The sequence below is a fragment of the Streptomyces sp. NPDC013317 genome, from assembly GCF_055563155.1.
Map to the genome: position 1 here is coordinate 481,773 of NZ_JBVHDX010000002.1, position 17,948 is coordinate 499,720.

General features: G+C 72.3%; 10 protein-coding genes. 5 read left to right on the forward strand and 5 right to left on the reverse strand.

What is annotated here, in order from left to right; all coding sequences use genetic code 11:
* Positions 1-119 precede the first annotated feature (119 nt).
* From ACZ3IJ_RS06915 to ACZ3IJ_RS06935, 5 genes are all read left to right on the forward strand, one after another.
* The gene (locus ACZ3IJ_RS06915; RefSeq protein ID WP_467466620.1) at positions 120-1,865 is read left to right on the forward strand and encodes a glycoside hydrolase family 3 protein; all 1,746 of its coding nucleotides are present in this window, start codon (positions 120-122) and stop codon (positions 1,863-1,865) included.
* 231 nt (positions 1,866-2,096) lie between these two features.
* On the forward strand, positions 2,097-2,762 hold the full coding sequence (locus ACZ3IJ_RS06920) for a spermidine synthase family protein (RefSeq protein WP_467466621.1): 666 nt from the start codon (positions 2,097-2,099) through the stop codon (positions 2,760-2,762).
* A gap of 59 nt (positions 2,763-2,821) precedes the next feature.
* Entirely contained in the window at positions 2,822-3,559 is a 738-nt protein-coding gene (locus tag ACZ3IJ_RS06925; protein WP_352189045.1) for a response regulator transcription factor, read from the forward strand.
* On the forward strand, positions 3,556-4,653 hold the full coding sequence (locus ACZ3IJ_RS06930) for a HAMP domain-containing sensor histidine kinase (protein ID WP_467466622.1): 1,098 nt from the start codon (positions 3,556-3,558) through the stop codon (positions 4,651-4,653). The genes ACZ3IJ_RS06925 and ACZ3IJ_RS06930 overlap by 4 nt, the downstream gene beginning before the upstream one ends.
* A 269-nt stretch (positions 4,654-4,922) precedes the next feature.
* Entirely contained in the window at positions 4,923-8,738 is a 3,816-nt protein-coding gene (locus tag ACZ3IJ_RS06935) for a multifunctional oxoglutarate decarboxylase/oxoglutarate dehydrogenase thiamine pyrophosphate-binding subunit/dihydrolipoyllysine-residue succinyltransferase subunit (RefSeq protein ID WP_467466623.1), read from the forward strand.
* A 78-nt stretch (positions 8,739-8,816) separates the two neighbouring features.
* Here the strand turns inward: ACZ3IJ_RS06935 and fxsT are convergent, their stop codons facing one another.
* The 5 genes from fxsT to ACZ3IJ_RS06960 all read right to left on the reverse strand — a co-directional run bounded on the left by fxsT (position 8,817) and on the right by ACZ3IJ_RS06960 (position 17,829).
* Complete coding sequence (fxsT, locus tag ACZ3IJ_RS06940) at positions 8,817-11,843, reverse strand: FxSxx-COOH system tetratricopeptide repeat protein (protein WP_467466624.1); 3,027 nt, start codon at positions 11,841-11,843, stop codon at positions 8,817-8,819.
* Between the two features lie 59 nt (positions 11,844-11,902).
* Positions 11,903-13,177 (reverse strand): aKG-HExxH-type peptide beta-hydroxylase, encoded by a 1,275-nt coding sequence (locus tag ACZ3IJ_RS06945; protein ID WP_467466626.1) that lies wholly within the window; start codon positions 13,175-13,177, stop codon positions 11,903-11,905.
* A 72-nt stretch (positions 13,178-13,249) separates the two neighbouring features.
* A complete protein-coding gene (locus ACZ3IJ_RS06950) occupies positions 13,250-13,453 on the reverse strand; it encodes a hypothetical protein (RefSeq protein ID WP_391798481.1) in 204 nt (67 codons plus the stop codon).
* Between the two features lie 154 nt (positions 13,454-13,607).
* Positions 13,608-16,814: an SAV_2336 N-terminal domain-related protein gene (locus tag ACZ3IJ_RS06955; RefSeq protein WP_467466627.1), complete on the reverse strand. Its 3,207-nt coding sequence runs from the start codon at positions 16,812-16,814 to the stop codon at positions 13,608-13,610.
* A 7-nt stretch (positions 16,815-16,821) separates the two neighbouring features.
* Positions 16,822-17,829: an AAA family ATPase gene (locus tag ACZ3IJ_RS06960; protein WP_391798483.1), complete on the reverse strand. Its 1,008-nt coding sequence runs from the start codon at positions 17,827-17,829 to the stop codon at positions 16,822-16,824.
* Positions 17,830-17,948 lie beyond the last annotated feature (119 nt).

Sequence of the window (17,948 nt, forward strand, 5' to 3'; positions counted from 1 at the left end):
GAAATACGCCCCTGCGAGGCGTGATCCGGGTCACATCACAGAAACCTAGTACCTACTCGGTTTTCACGCTTAGCCTGAGCCCGCCGCCCCCTCAAGCAGCCGCCCTCAGGAGCCTCGACATGCACCCCTACCAGGACGCCACCCGCCCCGTCGCAGAGCGGGTGGAGGATCTGCTCTCCCGGATGACGCTGCAGGAGAAGGCCGGCCAGCTCTTCCACTCGATGCTGATGATGAACGCGGACGGCACTCCGGTGACCGAGACGGACGGCTCGATGCTGCCGTTCACCACGCCGGAACTCGTCGAGGACCGCCACCTCAGCCACTTCAACCTGCTCGGCACCTACGGCGCCCGCGAGATGGCCCTCTGGCACAACGCGGTCCAGGAGATGGCCGAGAACACCCGCCTGGGCATCCCGGTCTCCCTCTCCACCGACCCGCGCCACGCCTTCACGGACAACGTCGGCGCCTCCTTCAACGCCGGTGCGTTCTCCGCCTGGCCCGAGGCGCTGGGGCTCGCCGCGATCGGCGACCCGGAGCTGGTGTTCCGCTTCGCCGACACCGTGCGCCGCGAGTACCTCGCGGTCGGCTTCCGTACGGCCCTGCACCCGCAGATCGACCTCGCCACCGAGCCCCGCTGGGCCCGCCAGTCCGGCACGTTCGGCTCGGACGCGAAGCTGACCGGGGAGCTGGTCCAGGCGTACGTCCGGGGGCTGCAGGGCGAGGAGCTGGGGCCGGACTCGGTGGCCGCCATGGTGAAGCACTTCCCCGGCGGGGGGCCGCAGAAGGACGGCGAGGACCCGCACTTCCCGCACGGCAAGGAGCAGATCTATCCGGGCGGGATGCGGGAGCACCACCTGGAGCCGTTCAGGGCCGCCGTGGCCGCCGGTTGCTCGCAGATGATGCCGTACTACGGCCAGCCGATCGGCACCGACTGGGAGGAGGTCGGCTTCGGCTTCAACAAGGGCGTGGTCACCGGCCTGCTGCGGGAGGAGTTGGGCTTCACCGGCATCGTCTGCACCGACTGGGGGCTGCTCACGAACGCGGTGATCTTCGGCGAGACGCACGAGGCGCGGGCGTGGGGGGTGGAGCACCTGAGCGTGGCCGAACGGGCGGCGAAGGCGCTGGACGCGGGCTCGGACCAGTTCGGCGGCGAGCAGTGCCCCGAGGTGATCGTGGAGCTCGTGGAGTCGGGCCGGATCCCCGAGGAGCGGATCGACGCCTCGGTGCGACGGCTGCTGCGCGAGAAGTTCGTCCTCGGGCTCTTCGACCGGCGGCGGTACGTCGACCCCGACGAGGCTGCCGAGACGGTCGGCCGCGCCGACTTCAAGGCCGCGGGCGCGGCTGCCCAGCGCCGCTCGCTCACGGTCCTCACGAACGGGCCGCTGCCCCTGGCCGGCCGCCCGAAGCTGTACGTCGAGAACGTCGACCCGGCGGTCGCGGCGGCGTACGGCGACGTCGTGAACGCCCCCGCCGAGGCGGACCTGGCGGTGCTGCGGCTGCGCACCCCGTACGAGGAGCGCCCGAACCGCTTCGAGGCCTTCTTCCACTCCGGCTCGCTCGCCTTCGAGGAGGCGGAGCTGGCCCGGATCCTGTCCCTGCTCGCCACGGTCCCGACGGTGGTGTGCGTCAACCTGGAGCGCCCGGCCGTCCTGCCGGAGATCGCCGAGCGGGCGGCGGCGCTGGTCGCCGACTACGGGGCGGGCGACGACGCCCTGCTCGACGTGGCGTTCGGCCGGGCGGCGGCGGAGGGGCGGCTCCCCTTCGAGCTGCCGCGCTCGATGGCGGCGGTGGAGGCGGCCCGCCCGGACGTCCCGAACGACACGGCGGACCCGGTCTTCGCCCATGGCCACGGCCTGTCGATCTGAGACCGGATCCAACGCCCAACAGATTGGATCCAATAGATCGGATCCACGATCCGATCTATTGGATCCGATCCCCTCCGACCGCGGGGTTCCTGACCGACCCCGCACCGGGTCCGGGGCCGGCCCGTGGGGGGCCCGGCCCCGGACCGCTCCCTTCCGGTTGTCCCGGCCACCGGCATCCCGCAAGGATGGACGGCCACGACGACCCCGAGAGCCCGATCGGAGCGAGTACCCATGTCCCAGCCCGTCACCCTCGACCGCCGCGAGGGACCGTACGGCGAGGTCGTGCTGCGCCGGCGCGACGAGCACTTCGAGATCATCGCCAACGGCACCTTCCTGATGGACACCTCCGACGGCCGCTCCGAGCGGCTGCTGATCGACGCGGCGATGGACGCGCTCGGCGGCCGGCCCGGCGCCTCCGTGCTGATCGGCGGGCTCGGCGTCGGTTTCTCCCTCGCACACGCCGCCGCCGACCCCCGCTGGGCCAGGATCGTGGTCGTCGAACGCGAGCAGGCGATCATCGACTGGCACCACGAGGGACCGCTGGCCGCGATCTCCGGAGCGGCCCTGGCCGATCCGCGCAACGTGATCCTTCACACGGACCTGGTCGAACACCTCCACACCTCCCCGGACCACTACGACGCCCTCTGTCTGGACATCGACAACGGCCCCGACTGGACGGTGACCGAGGACAACCAAAGCCTCTACTCCGCCGAGGGGTTGGAGGCCTGCGCACAGCGCCTGAACCCTGGCGGAATCCTCGCCGTGTGGTCCGCCCGGCCGTCCGCCGATTTCGAAGAGTCGTTGCGGAATGCCGGATTCAGCGGGGTACGGACGGAAGAGATCCCGGTTGCCCGGGGCGTCCCTGACGTGGTGCACCTCGCCGTAAGGCCTGCGTAGCCGGGACGCTGCCCGTGCCTCTAGGCTGCTGGCCGACACCAGCGATGCGAGGCGGGGCAATGGAGCAGACACACACCACTCACCACGGTGCGGCGGCCACTCCGGGTGCGCAGCGACGAGTGCTGGTCGTCGAGGACGACACGACGATCGTGGAAGCCATCTCCGCGCGCCTGCGCGCGGAGGGCTTCCTCGTCCAGACGGCGACCGACGGCCCCGCGGCCGTGGACGCGGCCGAGGCCTGGCAGCCCGACCTGATGGTCCTCGACGTGATGCTGCCCGGCTTCGACGGCCTCGAAGTCTGCCGCCGGGTCCAGGCGCAGCGTCCGGTCCCGGTCCTGATGCTGACCGCGCGGGACGACGAGACGGACATGCTGGTGGGGCTCGGCGTCGGCGCCGACGACTACATGACCAAGCCGTTCTCGATGCGCGAGCTGGCCGCGCGGGTCCACGTCCTGCTGCGCCGGGTGGAGCGCGCCGCCCTGGCGGCCGTGACCCCGCGGAGCGGGATCCTGCGCCTCGGCGAGCTGGAGATCGACCACGCGCAGCGCCGGGTCAGGGTCCGCAACGAGGACGTGCATCTGACGCCGACCGAGTTCGACCTGCTGGTCTGCCTGGCGAACACCCCGCGCGCGGTCCTCTCCCGCGAGCAGTTGCTCGCCGAGGTCTGGGACTGGGCGGACGCCTCCGGTACGCGCACGGTCGACAGCCACATCAAGGCGCTGCGCCGGAAGATCGGGGCCGAGCGGATCCGTACGGTCCACGGCGTCGGTTACGCGCTGGAGACGCCGGCGTCATGAGACGCCGGGGGCAGCGCCCCGAGCGCCGGAGCAGGCGCCGGATCGTGATCTCGATCAAGACCAAGCTGGGCACACTGGTCGTCGGGGCGGTCCTGCTGACCTCCGGGCTCGCGCTGGTGGCGATCCGGACCTCGACGGAGTTCCGCTACATCACGATCTTCGCGATGATCGCGACGCTGTTGATCACCCAGTTCGTGGCGCAGTCCCTGACGGCACCGCTGGACGAGATGAACACGGTGGCCGGGTCGATCTCGCGCGGCGACTTCAGCCGGCGCGTGCGCGGCGCGGACCGCCGGGACGAACTGGGCGACCTCGCCTCGACGATCAACCGCATGGCGGACGACCTGGAGGCGGTCGACCGGAACCGCAAGGAGCTGGTCGCCAACGTCTCGCACGAGCTGCGGACCCCCATCGCCGCCCTCCGCGCCGTCCTGGAGAACGTGGTCGACGGTGTATCCGAGGCCGACCCGGAGACGATGCGGACGGCCCTGAAGCAGACCGAGCGGCTCGGCCGGCTGGTCGAGACGCTGCTCGACCTGTCACGCCTTGACAACGGTGTCGTCACGCTCAAGGCACGGCGTTTCGAAGTCTGGCCGTACCTCTCCGGCGTGCTCCGCGAGGCCAACCTCGCCGCCTCCCAGCGCGGTCTGTCCTCGACGTCGGGGCTGCACAACCGTACGGACGTCCATCTGCACCTGGACGTCTCGCCGCCCGAGTTGACCGCGCACGCGGACGCCGAGCGGCTGCACCAGGTGATGGCGAACCTGATCGACAACGCGGTGAAGCACTCCCCGCCGCACGGCCGGGTGACCGTACGGGCGCGCCGCGGGTCGTGGCCGGACTCGCTGGCCCTGGAGGTCGAGGACGAGGGCCCGGGCATCCCGGAGTCGCTCCGCCACACGGTCTTCGAGCGGTTCAACCGGGGACAGGTGCCGGCCCAGTCCGGCAAGGGCAGCGACGGCGGTACGGGTCTGGGGCTCGCGATCGCCCGCTGGGCGGTGGATCTGCACGGCGGCGAGATCGGTGTGGCCGAATCGTCACGGGGCTGCCGGATCCAGGTCACTCTTCCGGGAAGCATTCCGGCACGCGATTGACGTAGGGTCGAACCGGAAGCACATGTTCTGCGTGTACACGATCAGAACGTGGTCAGGGATGCGTGCCTCATGGGCCGCAACCCGGGTCCCCCGTACCCACGGGAGGGCAGAACCACGCTTGTTTCCCGCCATTCCCTGCCCCGAAACACCGCGTCAAGTGTGACTTGCGCGACGTTGGAGCTGCCCGGCCTGCACCTGTCGGTCAGGGAGGCGTAGCCTTTATTTCCGCTGTCCATCACCTTGTGAAGCGGAAGAGGGCGGTTACCGCCGTGTCGTCTCAGTCCCCCAGTACCCCGAGTACCTCCACCGGCCAAGACGGGCAGGGTCAGAACCCTGCGACCGCCTTCGGCGCCAATGAGTGGCTCGTCGACGAGATCTATCAGCAGTACCTCCAGGACCCGAATTCGGTCGATCGCGCCTGGTGGGACTTCTTCGCCGACTACAAGCCCGGTGCGACGGAGACTCCGGCCGCCGCGCCGCAGGTGAGCCCCGCACAGGCCGCACCTGCCGCGCCCGCCGCTCCGGCGCCCGCCCAGGCTCCCGCCAAGGCCGTCCCGGCCCCGGCCGCCGCTGCCCCGGCCGCTGCCGCCCCGGCGCCCGCCAAGCCCGCCGCGGCGGCTCCGGCGAAGCCCGCCGCCGCCGCTCCGGCGCCGGCGAAGACCGCGCCCGCGGCGAAGGCCCCCGCGGCCCCTGCTGCCTCCGCGGACGAGGCGCCCGCCGGCCCCGAGCTGATCACGCTGCGCGGCCCCGCCGCCGCCGTCGCGAAGAACATGAACGCCTCGCTGGAGGTGCCGACGGCCACGTCCGTCCGCGCCGTCCCGGTGAAGCTGCTCTTCGACAACCGGATCGTGATCAACAACCACCTGAAGCGCGCCCGGGGCGGGAAGATCTCCTTCACGCACCTCATCGGCTACGCGATGGTGCAGGCGATCAAGGCCATGCCGTCGATGAACCACTCCTTCGCGGAGAAGGACGGCAAGCCGACCCTGGTCAAGCCGGACCACGTGAACTTCGGCCTGGCGATCGACCTGGTGAAGCCGAACGGCGACCGCCAGCTCGTCGTCGCCGGCATCAAGAAGGCCGAGACGCTGAACTTCTTCGAGTTCTGGCAGGCCTACGAGGACATCGTCAAGCGCGCCCGCGTCGGCAAGCTGACGATGGAGGACTTCACCGGCGTCACGGTCTCGCTGACCAACCCCGGTGGCCTCGGCACCGTCCACTCCGTGCCGCGTCTGATGCCCGGGCAGTCCGTGATCATGGGCGTCGGCTCGATGGACTACCCGGCCGAGTTCCAGGGCACCTCCCAGGACACCCTGAACAAGCTGGGCATCTCCAAGGTCATGACCCTGACCTCGACGTACGACCACCGGGTCATCCAGGGCGCCGCCTCCGGCGAGTTCCTGCGGGTCGTCGCGAACTACCTCCTCGGCGAGGAGGGCTTCTACGACGAGATCTTCAAGGCCCTGCGGATCCCCTACGAGCCGGTCCGCTGGCTCAAGGACATCGACGCCTCGCACGACGACGACGTCACCAAGGCCGCCCGCGTCTTCGAGCTGATCCACTCCTACCGGGTCCGCGGCCACGTCATGGCCGACACCGACCCGCTGGAGTACCGCCAGCGCAAGCACCCCGACCTGGACATCACCGAGCACGGCCTCACCCTGTGGGACCTGGAGCGCGAGTTCGCGGTCGGCGGCTTCGCCGGCAAGTCGATGATGAAGCTCCGCGACATCCTCGGCGTGCTGCGCGACTCGTACTGCCGCACCACCGGCGTCGAGTTCATGCACATCCAGGACCCGAAGCAGCGCAAGTGGATCCAGGACCGCGTCGAGCGCTCGCACTCCAAGCCGGAGCGCGAGGAGCAGCTGCGGATCCTGCGCCGCCTGAACGCGGCCGAGGCGTTCGAGACCTTCCTGCAGACCAAGTACGTCGGTCAGAAGCGGTTCTCCCTGGAGGGCGGCGAGTCCGTCATCCCGCTGCTCGACGCGGTCATCGACTCCGCCGCCGAGTCCCGCCTGGACGAGGTCGTCATCGGCATGGCCCACCGCGGCCGCCTGAACGTCCTCGCGAACATCGTGGGCAAGTCGTACGCGCAGATCTTCCGCGAGTTCGAGGGCAACCTCGACCCGAAGTCGATGCACGGCTCCGGCGACGTGAAGTACCACCTGGGCGCCGAGGGCACCTTCACCGGCCTGGACGGCGAGCAGATCAAGGTCTCGCTCACCGCCAACCCCTCGCACCTGGAAGCGGTCGACCCGGTCCTGGAGGGTGTCGTCCGCGCCAAGCAGGACGTCATCAACAAGGGCGGCACGGACTTCACCGTCCTGCCCGTCGCCCTGCACGGTGACGCGGCCTTCGCCGGCCAGGGTGTCGTCGCCGAGACGCTGAACATGTCGCAGCTGCGCGGCTACCGCACCGGCGGCACGGTCCACATCGTCATCAACAACCAGGTCGGCTTCACCGCCGCCCCGGAGTCCTCGCGTTCCTCGATGTACGCGACCGACGTGGCCCGCATGATCGAGGCGCCGATCTTCCACGTGAACGGCGACGACCCGGAGGCCGTGGTCCGCGTGGCGCGGCTCGCCTTCGAGTTCCGCCAGACGTTCAACAAGGACGTCGTGATCGACCTCATCTGCTACCGCCGCCGCGGTCACAACGAGGGCGACAACCCGCAGTTCACCAACCCGCAGATGTACAACCTGATCGACAAGAAGCGCTCGGTGCGCAAGCTGTACACCGAGTCGCTCATCGGTCGCGGCGACATCACCCTGGAAGAGGCCGAGCAGGCGCTCCAGGACTTCCAGGGCCAGCTGGAGAAGGTCTTCGCGGAGGTCCGCGAGGCCACCTCCGCCCCGGCCCCGGCGCACGTCCCGGACCCGCAGCCGGAGTTCCCGGTCCAGGTGACCACCGCGGTCTCCCAGGAGGTCGTGAAGCGGATCGCCGAGTCGCAGGTCAACATCCCCGAGCGGATCACGGTCCACCCGCGTCTGATGCCGCAGATGCAGCGCCGCGCGGCCTCCATCGACGACGGCACGATCGACTGGGGCTTCGGCGAGACCCTCGCCATCGGCTCGCTGCTGATGGAGGGCACCCCGGTCCGGCTGTCCGGTCAGGACTCCCGCCGCGGCACCTTCGGCCAGCGCCACGCGGTCCTGGTGGACCAGGAGACCGGCGAGGACTACACCCCGCTGCTCTACCTGGCCGAGGACCAGGCCCACTACAACGTCTACGACTCGCTGCTCAGCGAGTACGCGGCGATGGGCTTCGAGTACGGCTACTCGCTGGCCCGCCCGGACTCCCTCGTGGTCTGGGAGGCCCAGTTCGGTGACTTCGTCAACGGCGCGCAGACCGTCGTCGACGAGTTCATCTCCTCGGCCGAGCAGAAGTGGGGCCAGACCTCCGGCGTCACGCTGCTCCTGCCGCACGGCTACGAGGGCCAGGGCCCGGACCACTCGTCCGCGCGTCCAGAGCGCTTCCTGCAGATGTGCGCGCAGGACAACATGACGGTCGCGATGCCGACCCTGCCGTCGAACTACTTCCACCTGCTGCGCTGGCAGGTGCACAACCCGCACCACAAGCCGCTGATCGTCTTCACCCCGAAGTCGATGCTGCGTCTGAAGGCCGCGGCGTCGAAGGTGGAGGAGTTCACCACCGGCGGCTTCCGCCCGGTGATCGGCGACGACTCGGTCGACGCGGCCGCCGTCCGCAAGGTCGTCTTCTGCTCCGGCAAGGTCTACTACGACCTGGAGGCCGAGCGGCAGAAGCGCGGTGTCACGGACACGGCGATCATCCGTCTGGAGCGCCTGTACCCGCTGCCGGGTGCCGAGCTCCAGGCCGAGATCGCCAAGTACCCGAACGCCGAGAAGTACCTGTGGGCCCAGGAGGAGCCGGCGAACCAGGGTGCGTGGCCGTTCATCGCGCTGAACCTGATCGACCACCTGGACCTGGCGGTCGGCGCCGACATCCCGCACGGCGAGCGCCTGCGCCGGATCTCGCGTCCGCACTCCTCGTCCCCGGCGGTCGGCTCGGCCAAGCGCCACCAGGCCGAGCAGCAGCAGCTGGTCAACGAGGTCTTCGACGCCTGATCCGCTGTTCCGGTACGCACGGAGGCCCGGCACCCCGCGAGGGGTGCCGGGCCTCCGGCGTGTCCGGGCCGCGCCGGGCTATCCGAGGTTGGCCTCGAAGTCCCAGTAGGGGCGGTTGCGGTGGCGGGCGGAGAGAGTGTGCGGGTGCTGGGCGCCCAGGGTACGGGTGAGGGAGAGCAGGGCGGCCTCCTCCAGCTTTCCGGCCTCCTCGACCTCGCGCAGACCGCGCAGGTCGGTGGCGAGCGCGACCTGACAGGACAGGGTGAGCGGGTGCTCGTTGCCGAGGGCGTGGCGGGCCCGGCGCAGGGTGTCCCGGCTGAGTTCGGCGGCGTCGGCGACCCGCCCGTTGAAGTTGCGGGCGGCGGACGTGTTGAGCGCGCAGCCGAGAACCCAGGGGTGGTCGGCTCCGAGGGAGGCGGTGAGGCCGGCGAGCGCGCCCTCCAGGATGGCCATGGCGTCGGCGCGTTCTCCGGAGGCCTGCATGACGAGGGCGGTGTTGGCGAGCACGCCGGTGGCGACGGGGTGGGCGGGTCCGAGCAGGGAGCGGTAGCCGGCCTCGGCCTCGGTGACGAGCTCCCTCGCGTGGTCGAGGTCGCCGTGCTCGCGCAGGTAGTTGGCGTAGTTGTTGATGGCGGCGAGCGTGATGTAGTGCCCGCGGCCGTGGACCTGTTCGAGCTGTTCCAGCAGGCTGGCCATGGTGGCGCCGAGGTCCTGCTGGAAGCCGCCTTCGCGGCGTCGGCAGAGGGCCAGTTGGGTGCGTGCGTACAGGGTCTGCAGATGCTGTGGTCCGAGGACCTGCACGTGCACCCGGACGTTGGCCTCCTGGCGGGCGAGCGCCTCGCGGTACTGGCCGAGGAGCCGGAGGTCGTGGGCGAGGGCGTTGCCGGCGCCCAGGGTGTGGGCGTGACGGGTGCGCAGCACGGTCTCGCAGCGGACGAGGGACTCCGCGTCGAGGTCGTACGCCTCCTGGTAGCGGCCGAGCATCCGCAGGACGACGCCGAGGTTGTGGCGGGCGACGAAGGTGGAGAACTCGGTGTCGCCGAGGAGGCGTTCGGCGTCGGCGAGCACCTGGCGCTGGAGCTTCTCGGACTCCTGGTACTGGCCGAGGAAGCGCAGGTCGCTGGCGATGGCGCTGCCGGACAGGAGGGAGCCGAGCTCGTTGGGGGGTGTGGCGGCGCTCAGCCGCTCGCGCTGGGCGAGGTCGAGTTCGTACGCCTCGCGGAACCGGCCGAAGGAGCGCAGGACGTTGCCCTGCTGTGTGGTCAGGTCCAGCATGGGCTGGTCCAGCGGGTCCATGAAGGTGGACCAGGCGTCCCGGATGCGCTCGGCGAGCTGGGCGCCCGCCCGGAACTCGCCGCTGCGGTAGCAGTAGCGCAGGCTGTTGAGGACGGCGGTCTGCACACGGGGGCTGCGGCTGGTGAGGGCGCCGGACGGGCCGACGTGCGGCAGCAGTTCGGCGTACCGGGGCCAGTTGCGGCTGTCCATCGGGTTGCCCGGGTCGGCCTCGGCGAGCAGGGAGCGGACGGCCTTGCGGTGGGCCTCGCGGTTCTCGCCGTCGGTGAGGCGGGCGACGATGTCGTGGACGAGCCGGTGCATGTGCACGGACTCCTGGTGCGGTCCCACCTCGACGTTGGTGGCGGGGCCGCGGGTCTCGCGAGTGAGCACCGAGTAGTTGACGAGGGTGTCCAGGGCGCGGGTCCAGGCGGGCAGGTCGGTGGCCATCCAGCGCAGGTCCTCGGGAAGTTCGGCCTGCGGGTAGGCGCGGACGAGTCCGAGGGGGATGCGGCCGGGGGCGAAGGAGGCGCACAGGCTGAGGACGTCGATGGCCTGCGGCTGGGAGCGCCGGAGCCGGTTGATCAGTATCGACCAGGAGGTGAGCGAGGCGTTGGGGTAGCCGTCGACGGCGGAGGGCTCCTCGACGGTGGAGAGACGCCCGTCGCGGACCATGCGCAGGTACTCGGGGACCTCCATGCCGGACTCGCCGAGCCAGGCGGCGGCCTGGACGAGCGGCAGGGGTACGTCGCCGAACTCGGCGGCGACCTCGTCCGCCTGGGGTGCGGTGATGTGGGAGGCGCGGCGCATCAGGTAGGCGGTGGACTCGGCGCGGTCGAAGCTGGGGACTTCGAGGACGTCGGTGTAGTCGCCCCAGCCGCGGTTGCGGGAGGTGATCAGTACGTGTCCGGGGCCGTGGGGCAGCAGGACCTGGGCGCCGTCGGTGTCGTCCCAGCCGTCGAAGATGACGAGCCAGCGGGAGTGGGGGTCGCCCCGGCGCAGGGCCTCGCGTACGGCGCGGATGCGTTCGCCGGGTTCGTTGCCGCTGGGCAGGCGGAGTTCGGCGGCGAGTTCGCCGAAGCGGTCGCGCTGGACGTTGCGGTCGTCGGAGTTGACCCACCACACGACGTCGTAGTCGGGGCTGAAGCGGTGGGCGTACTCGGCGGCGATCTGGGTCTTGCCGATGCCGGACATGCCGAGCAGGGTGCAGGCCGCGTTGCCGCGGTCGGCGTCCATGAGCCGTTCCTGGAGCTCGGTGAGGAGGTCGTCCCGGCCGGTGAACCGCGGGTTCCGGCGCGGGATCTCGCCCCAGATCGCGGGTGGGGTGTCGGGGTAGCGGACGGGCGTGCCGAGCGGGCCGCGGCGCCCGGAGGTGCGGCGGGGCTCGATGCCGAGCCGGCTCAGGAGGCGTGCTTCGGCCTCGTCCTCGCCGACGCCCCAGAGGCTGACCGGTTCGAGGACGGCGGTGGCGGGGAGCAGCGGCCGGTTGGTGAGGTTGACGGCGGCGAACCGGTCCGCGCGGGAGGCGACGAAACCGCGCAGGACGTCGTTCCACTCGCCGGCCGGCCGGGGGCCGAGCTGGAAGAACCAGTCGTTGAGCACGAGCAGCACCTGCCCGCTGGCGAGCAGCAGGTCGCTGAGGGAGTCCTCCAGGGGCACCTCGCGCGGCGGGTCCCAGCGCTGCAGGGTCGCGCGCACTCCGTGGGCTTCGAGGCGCTGGTTGATCCAGGCCGCCCAAGGCCGGTGGTAGCCGGGGAAGACCACAAGAACGTGCTCGGGGGCGCCCCTGCCGCCGTCGTCCGTCGCGCCGCCACCCGACCGCTGTTCCGCCATCTGATACGTCTCCCGTCCCGCTCACGCGCAACGCAGTGTCATGTGCCCTGGGCACAGTGTTACCCAGCTGCCCGGGGGGCCGCGCCGAGGCTCGCGTGATGCCGCCTCATTTGCTGGGCGAACTCCCGTCCCTCATTGGTCAGTTCATCGGATTCAAGCAGGATCGTCAGCGCCTCGCCCACCTGATCGTGCATATGGTCGAACTGTTGCCCGGCGCTGGACCGCCAGGGCCGGGGCGCCGCGCGGGCGGTTGCGGCACGCCGCCAGAGGTCGGTCAGGGCCAGGTGTGCGTACGCGCCCTGGAGCACTCCGCCGATGGGCCGGGCGTCGGGGCGCCAGCCCACCCGGTGCACGGCCGCCCTTCCCTGCCGGTAGAGCGGTACGAGCTCGTGCAGGGTGGCGAGTTTGCTGTGGTGGAGCTCGTGGACGAGCGTCTCGGCCATGTCCTGGGCCCCGGCCGGCAGGGAGGTCAGGACGGCGCCGGGAGCCGAACGCAGGGTGGCTCCCTGGGAGCGGGGGCCGAGCGGCAGCAGGGGGACGACGGCGCGCAGGGCGTGCCGGATCTCGGCGGCGCGTCCCGGGTCGGTGTGGGCGAGCAGCGCCTGCGCGCCGCGCCAGCGCGCCGACCAGACGGCGGGTTCGGTGTCGGCGGGGCCGGCGGCGGTACGGGGCGGGGTGCCGATCCCGCCGGGCGGCACCCGATACGGGTCGAGGTCGTCGAGGCGGGCGGTGGAGTCGGGCAGGGTGTGCAGCCCGTCCCAGCCCGGGCCGCGGCCGACGAGGGTGCCGGCGCGCCGGTCGGTGAGCAGCAGGACGGTGGAGGTGGCGTGCGGGCCTTCGGGGTGGATCCGGGCGACGCGCGATCCCGCCCTGATCCGGAGGCGACCGCCGTCCGCGGTCTGTCGGCCGACGCCGGGCAGCGACAGCCGGCCGTCGGGGGGCTCCACGGTGAGGTCCAGGGAGCAGTCGGCGCGGAGGGCCGCGGTGACGGCGATGCCTTCGAGGCGGGTGAGGTGCCGGTCGAGGGCGGGGCCCACCGGCTCGGCCAGCGCGGCGGCGAGCCACGCGCCCGTCATGGGGTAGTCGAGCACGTCCCGTACGACGTCGGGGTTGCGGCTCTCGGCCCGTTCGAGCAGGTGCCAGGAGTCCTCGAAGCGGCGGAACACGGAGGCGTCGACCGCGCCACGGTGCCGGTGGACGCGGACCAGGAGGGCCTTGAGCAGCAGCAGGCGCCGCGCGTGCAGCGCGGAGCGCAGCAGGGCGACGTCGGCCGGGGCGGGGCGGGTGCGCGCCAGCTCGGTGAAGACCCCCGCGGGCAGGGGCGCGAAGTTCATTCCCGCCTCCTTCGGGGGAACCTCGGCCATCGCGAGGATCCGGCCGGAAACAGACGGTGGCTGCGGCGCCTGTCAGGCGGCTCGGTCCCCCGCGCCTTCGCACCAGGCGTCGACCAGCTCGGGTGAGCGGAGCAGCACCAGCTCGACCGCGGCGGCGAGTTCGGGATCGTCCAGGCCACGCAGGGTCCGCAGGTCCACGGCGGCGAGATCGGGCAGGTGCGCGGACCGGCCGTTGTCACGGTCGGCACCGGTCGCCCACTCGTTGTGCTCCAACACCCTCGGCTCCTCCTCACCGACGCCTGTCCCCCGCCGTCGTAGCGGCGGAGCGGTTCTTCCCGACGCCAGGAAGACGGAAACCCGTTCGACTCAACTGCGCCCATGTGCGCCCCCGTTATTCAGCCGTTCTCCGTTTCGGTGCTCCGGCCGTCACCTACCCGCCCGTATCGCTCCACGCCCACCACGGCGGCGCGATCCGGCGCCGGTCCTCGCCGGACGGCGGCGCGTGGGGCCGGTCGTGGTCCGCGGCCGCCTCCGCCAGGAGGCTCCTGGTCCGTTCGACGTCGCTCCAGTCCACCTCCACCAGCGCGGCGGTCAGCCGCCGCCACTGTTCGGCCGCGGCGCGCAGCACCTCGCTCGCCCTGCCCGTACGGCCCATGAGCCGGAGCACCGCTCCCTGCGCGTGGAGCGCGCGGGCGCCGGTGACGGTGCCCGGGGCGTCGCCGTGCGCCGACCGGGTGTCCTCCCAGGACCGTTCGTACGCCGTGAGCGCGTCGCCGAGGCCCCCGTCCCGGGCGGACTCGCTCAACTCCAGTCTCACCCGTCCCAGTTGCAGCCACACCTCCGCACGCAGTCCGATGTCCCGGGTGGTGCGGGCGGCCTGCTCCAGGAGGTGGCGGCCCTCGTAGAGGTCGGGCAGGAACCCGGCGCGGTCGAAACGGAGCGCGAGGACGCTGCCGATCAGGATCCTGGCCCGGGCGCGCTCGGGCGCGTCGGCCGGGAGGCTGGTCAGCGCCTCGCGCAGGACTCCTTCGGCCCGGTCGACGGGGGCCTGGCCGGGGGCGTCCGCCGCGCGGCGCATCAGGGACTCCCCCCAGGACATCAGGATCCTGCCGCGGCGGCCGCTGTCGGCGGGGGCGAGCAGGGTGGCCTCCTCATAGGCGGCGTCCGCGGCCGGTCCGTCGCCGGCCGTGTCGTGCAGCCGGGCGCGCGCCGTCGTCCAGCGCAGCCGCAGGGGGACGCTGTCACCGAGGTGCTCGCCGGCGCGGTCGAGCACCGAGGTGATCTCGGCCGTCCCGGCGCCGGCGAGGTGCAGGGCGTCGGCCAGGTCGAGGAGTGCCGCACCGCTCTCCCGGAGGGAGAGCGCGGTGGTGAGTTCGGCCGCCGCGGCGGCGCCGTCGCCGCGCGCGAGCAGCAGGCGCCCCCGGCGCAGGTGGAGGGTGTGGTGGTGGATCTCCGGCCAGTCCGGCACGTCTCCGAGGAGCGCGGCGAGGGCGTGGTCGAGGTGCCCGGGGTCGTCGGTGTGGCGCCACAACCCGTGGTGGGCGACGGCCTGTTCGAGCCGGGCCTCGGCCCACTCCGCGCTGCCCGGCGCCGCGAGGCTCCCCGCGCGCTCCAGTTCGGTCAGCGCGCGGCTGAGGAGCTCCCGCCGCCGCTCGCTGCCCCGGGCGGCGGCGGTGCCGGACTCGGCGTACAGCACGCGGCCGAGCAGGATCCCGGCTTCGACGGGGTGCTCCGGCAGTGCGGCCTCGGCCTGTTGGCGGCACCGGACGAGGAGCGAGGGGTCGGACTGGCCCAGCCACTGCTCGAAGAGCCGTCGCGCGGCGGCCAGCGGGTCGGGGGTGATCAGGTCGGGGTGGTAGAAGCGGAGCACGCGGGCGGGGATGCGGGCGAAGAGTTCGGGCTCCGTGCCGACCGGGCCGGTGGGTTCGTCGGTCCCCTCGACCGTGCCGGCCGCGGCCACGCGGCCGTCGTCCGTGGAGTGTCCCGCGAGCCGGGCGGCCGCGAGCGCCGGGAAGTTCCGCATGCCCTGGCCGAAGTTGCGTTCCACGTACTCGGAGCAGTGTTTGAGGACCAGCGCGGCGGCGCTGCGGTCCAGGGAGCCGAGCAGATGCTGCTGGACACCCGGCGAATAGCTGAAGCAGGGGTACGGGGACGGGCCGGGCAGTTGCCGCAGCAGCCCGCTGAGCAGGACCTCGGCGAGCTCCATGGGGCCGGTGTCGGGCAGCATGGCGCGCTGCACGAGCTGCATCACGGGCAGGGCGAGCGGCGCGGCGGCGAGATGGACGGCGAGCCGCAGCGCGCCCGGCGAGGCGCCCGCGGTGAAGGCGCGCATCAACTCCTCGTCGCTGCGTGGGGTGCGGGCCCGGGCGGGAGACGCGGTCCGCGCGGTGCTCCCCGTCGGGGCGGACGGCCGTGGCGGCTCGGGGGCGATCATGGCGGCCCAGCCGCGGACCCCGCCGGAGCCGTGACCGGCGTGCAGGCGCGCCCAGGAGGCGAACGCCTCGGGCGTCGGTGTGAGCACGGGCACCGCGCGCGTGTCCGGGGCGACGGGCTCCCAGGACTCCTCGTCGGGCTGGAAGCCGGCGTGTCCGCCGGGAGAGGCGGGGCGGAGCAGCAGGCCCGGTTCGACGGTGAGCGCGGTCCGGGGCCAGAGCCTCGGGGGCAGCGGCTGGACGAGGGCGAGCGGGGACTGCCGGGGCCACTGGTGGATGAGCCGCTGGGCCGCGCCACGCTGCCAGAGAGGGCCGACGCAGTCGCTGACGATCAGGGTGAGACGGCGGCCGGTCGGGTCGTGGAGCTGGTCGCCGGTGCGCAGCCGGGGCACGCCGTCCGCCCCGGAGGTGGTGGTGACCAGCGGGGCGCCGTCGCCGGTGTCGTACAGCCGGTGCACCTGGACGTCGCGGAAGGCGCCGGACTGCTGGCAGGCCTGGCGCAGCTCCTCCACCATGCGGGTCCAGACGACCATGGCGGGGCCGGAGTCCATGAGGAGCTGGATGTCGGGACGGCGGCCCGCGGCCGGGCGCAGGACGGGGGTGAGGATGCCCGCGGCGGCGCTGCGTTCGGCGGTCGCCTCCTCGTCGAGGAGGCCTTCGCCGGGCCTGACCGGAAAGTGGGCGTAGTGGCGCAGCGGACGGAGCGCCTTCTGCAGACCGAGGAGTCCGGGCAGGGCGTTGGCACCGGGCGCGCGGACGGGGAGGGTCCTGTTCCGCTCCGTACGGTTGGCGCCGCGGCCCCCGGGTCCGACGAGCAGCGCTATGTCGACGTCCTCCGAGGGGCGGACGGGCCTGGGTCCGTCGTCGCCGGGGGCCGGGCCGCCGCCTGTGCCGTGCCCCGCGACCTGGCCCGTACCGCTGCCGTGCCCGGCGGCGCGCTCGCCGTCGACCTCCCTGAGGGCTTCACCGGGTTCGCCGCCCCCGTCTCCCGTGGCCGGATCTCGCCCCTCCCCCGGCCCCTGGGCGTCGCCCGCATCCTCCGCCCGACCGTCTCGCACGCCTGCGGCGGCACCGTCCACGAGGTCCGGGGAGGCACGCGGCAGCCACTGGGCGAGCCAGACGGCGTCCGCGACCTCCTCGGCCGTGGGGTCCTGGCCGCCTGCCCGCAGTCTGCGGGTGAGCTCCTCCAGATGCATCCGGTGCATCCGGCCATCACCTCGGCTGATCGAGCGGCTGCATGAGCATGTCCGCGATGCGTTCCCGGGTCACCCGCTCGGTGCGCGGGGCGTGCTGGGTCAGATAGATCGCGTTCAGGAGCTGGTCGGTGGCGATGACCTCGCCGGGCTCGCGGTTCAGGAAGCGGCTGACCAGGCCCTCCTCCCCCGCTGCCGCGTCGGGACCGAGGTGCGCCTCGATCATGGCACCGAGCTGCTCCTCGCCCGGCGGTTCCAGCTCCAGGCGGATGCAGCGGCGCAACAGCGCGGCGGGGAAGTCCCGTTCGCCGTTGGAGGTGAGCACGATGAACGGGAACGTGGAGCAGCGGATCCGCCCGCCCTGGACGGGCACCTTACGACCGTCGTCCGTCAGCACCTGGACCACCGGCTCCCGGTCGGCCAGCCGCTCCAGCTCCGGAATGGCGAACTCGCCCTCCTCCAGGGCGTTCAGCAGGTCGTTCGGCAGGTCGAGGTCGCTCTTGTCGAGCTCGTCGATCAGCAGGACACGGGGCTGGTCGGAGGGGAGCAGCGCGGTGCCGAGCGGTCCGAGCCGGATGTACGAGCCGATACCGGCGGGCGTCGCGGCGGGCACCGCCGACCCGGCCTGGGCACGCTCCAGCTGGACGTCCTGGAGCCGGCCGATGGCGTCGTAGCGGTAAAGCCCGTCCAGGAGGGTGGAGCGGCTGACGATCGGCCAGCGCAGCACCCGGCCCAGGCCCAGTTCGTGGGCGACGGCGTGGGCCAGCGTGGACTTCCCGGTGCCGGGGTTGCCGGTGACCAGGAGCGGTCGGCGCAGATAGAGCGCGGCGTTGACGGCGTCGGTCTCTGCTGGGCGGGGATGGTGGTTCTGGACCAGGCGGCGGCGCACCCCGAGCCGCCGGTCGGAGCCGGCGAGGGTGTCGTCGGCCCCGCCCGTCGAGAAGTCGCGCCACGGCGGCGGTGCGGGTAACCGCCGTATCTCGTCGTGCGGGTGGCCGGCACCACGGTAGATCCGCCAATCGTTCACGATGGAGTCCTCCTGGCTGTGGTGTCATGGCCCGGCCCGTCGAAAGTACCGCCCGGCACCCTGCGCTGCCGACGCTCAAACCGGACCGATTGACCGGGTGTTCGCGGAGTCCGCCGCAC

Coding starts and splice junctions, on each gene's coding strand:
- ACZ3IJ_RS06915 (WP_467466620.1), top strand. CDS start 120: ATGCACCCCTACCAGGACGCCACCCGCCCCGTCGCAGAGCGGGTGGAG.
- ACZ3IJ_RS06920 (WP_467466621.1), top strand. CDS start 2,097: ATGTCCCAGCCCGTCACCCTCGACCGCCGCGAGGGACCGTACGGCGAG.
- ACZ3IJ_RS06925 (WP_352189045.1), top strand. CDS start 2,822: ATGGAGCAGACACACACCACTCACCACGGTGCGGCGGCCACTCCGGGT.
- ACZ3IJ_RS06930 (WP_467466622.1), top strand. CDS start 3,556: ATGAGACGCCGGGGGCAGCGCCCCGAGCGCCGGAGCAGGCGCCGGATC.
- fxsT (WP_467466624.1), bottom strand. CDS start 11,843: ATGGCGGAACAGCGGTCGGGTGGCGGCGCGACGGACGACGGCGGCAGG.
- ACZ3IJ_RS06945 (WP_467466626.1), bottom strand. CDS start 13,177: ATGAACTTCGCGCCCCTGCCCGCGGGGGTCTTCACCGAGCTGGCGCGC.
- ACZ3IJ_RS06955 (WP_467466627.1), bottom strand. CDS start 16,814: ATGCACCGGATGCATCTGGAGGAGCTCACCCGCAGACTGCGGGCAGGC.